We start from the raw sequence: 1805 nt of genomic DNA on the forward strand, positions 1-1805 counted from the left end.
GTAGATGTAGGGTGGGCAGTGGGTACCAAAAGGATTGTCAGGGTTTGAATTGGTATTAGGCACTGCCCACCTGACCAGTAATCTTATTAAAAATCTAGAGAAGATGTAGATGTAGGGTGGGCAGTGCCTAACCAACGGATTACACGCTGATAGTATCGGTCTTATGCACTGGCCAACCTACGATTATTTTTATCTATTTTTTAGTTAATTTGATGTTGGTGGGCAGTGCCTAACCAACGGATTACACGCTGATAGTATCGGTATAAAACAATGCCCAACCTACGATTATTTTTATCAAAAATCTAGACAATTAACTCCTAGTTTATACTTAATTTAATGTCGGTGGGCAGTGGCTAAATAACCGATTACAAGCTAATTTTATCCCTCGGAAGCACTGCCCACCCTACGATTAATCTCTATTGCAAATTCCCGATTCCCGATTCCCGATTCCCGATTCTATTTTCTACTTAATTTAATGTCGGTGGGCAGTGCCTAAACCGATTACAAGCTAATTTTATCCCTCTCAAGCACTGCCCACCCTACGATTAATCTCTATTGCAAATTCCCGATTCTATTTTTTAGTTAATTTAATGTCGGTGGGCAGTGCCTAAACCGATTACAAGCTAATTTTATCCCTCTCAAGCACTGCCCACCCTACGATTAATCTCTATTGCAAATTCCCGATTCCCGATTCCCGATTCCCGATTCCCGATTCCCGATTCCCGATTCCCGATTCCCGATTTCTTAATAAAAAAAAATTTCTAAACCCCTTGACACTAGATTAATTTATTGATAAATTAATCGTGTACAAAAACTCAAGAGATAATTTCAGATGAGTAACAATTTTCCTCCTTCTGACAACCAAGGTTCTAAACCGAAGAAAGCCAAGCTCTTATTGGTGGGTTCTCCTGAAAAGGTTCGCAAAACAATTAATGCCATTTATTCCCTTAAGTATGCGGAGCCGGACGAGTGGAGCACTCCGGAGCCGACGGGAAATCCTGGTGAGGTTATGACCTTTTTGATTCGATATTTTTACGTAGATTAAGATAGGATTTTGCCAGGGTTGCCCCCTGGCAAATCAGGAATGGTGAAGGTTGTTTTGTGGAGGAATATTAAGCAACATGAAGCAGAATGAGTTCGGATGTTATTGCTTTCCAGCAGTTGCTGACTAACTCGGAAATCATGTCATAACTGATCTGAAATTATCGATATTTGAGTGCAGCTCAGCTGTATTTGTGGAAGGTTAAAGTACAGAATTCGGTCAAGGATTGGGGTTAACCCAAACTTGACCGATTTTTTTTTAGGGAGTCGGGAGTAGGGAGTAGGGAGTAGGGAGTCGGGAGATAGGGAGATAGGGGATATTTTTATTAAGTGCGTTCGCGTAGCGTGACCATAAGTCAATCGCGTAGCGTGACCTACGGTCAATCGCGAAGCGGTAGCCCTTTGAGCTAATCACCTATCTTGTATGGTGCGTTAAGAAAGTGTAGCGCACCTGTTTAACTATCAGTAATGCGTTCGCGTAGCGGCTCGTACCGAGCATCGCGTAGCGGCTCAATGCCCGCGCATCCCTAGAGCAACCAACACACTGAAACGGCTACAAGTTAGCTGACAAAAGGGTTTTGGGCTTTGAAATCGGTTTAATGGGGTCAGTCGAGAACAAAAAATTGGTGCTAACTCGAAAAATTCCAAAATAGGGTTTTGAGATCGTCTTAAGGGTGTAGAGACAAAAGACAGAAAATAAAAACTTTGTCCAATGTCGAAACCTGAAAAGGTTTTCCTAGTAAACGTCAAATCATTAAGGAAAA

General features: G+C 42.0%; 3 protein-coding genes. 1 reads left to right on the plus strand and 2 read right to left on the minus strand.

Annotated elements, in window-relative coordinates:
* The first annotated feature begins 832 nt into the window (after window positions 1-832).
* The gene (locus tag F6K38_RS40995; RefSeq protein WP_287360571.1) at window positions 833-1045 is read left to right on the plus strand and encodes a hypothetical protein; all 213 of its coding nucleotides are present in this window, start codon (window positions 833-835) and stop codon (window positions 1043-1045) included.
* Between the two features lie 255 nt (window positions 1046-1300).
* Here the strand turns inward: F6K38_RS40995 and F6K38_RS41000 are convergent, their stop codons facing one another.
* Both F6K38_RS41000 and F6K38_RS41005 read right to left on the minus strand, forming a co-directional pair.
* Entirely contained in the window at window positions 1301-1456 is a 156-nt protein-coding gene (locus F6K38_RS41000; protein ID WP_154659938.1) for a hypothetical protein, read from the minus strand.
* A gap of 95 nt (window positions 1457-1551) precedes the next feature.
* The coding region (locus F6K38_RS41005) for a hypothetical protein (RefSeq protein WP_287360573.1) at window positions 1552-1805 on the minus strand (254 nt) is incomplete at its 5' end.

This window comes from Moorena sp. SIO3B2, from assembly GCF_010692525.1.
In the GTDB taxonomy this organism is placed as follows: Bacteria; Cyanobacteriota; Cyanobacteriia; order Cyanobacteriales; family Coleofasciculaceae; genus Moorena; species Moorena producens.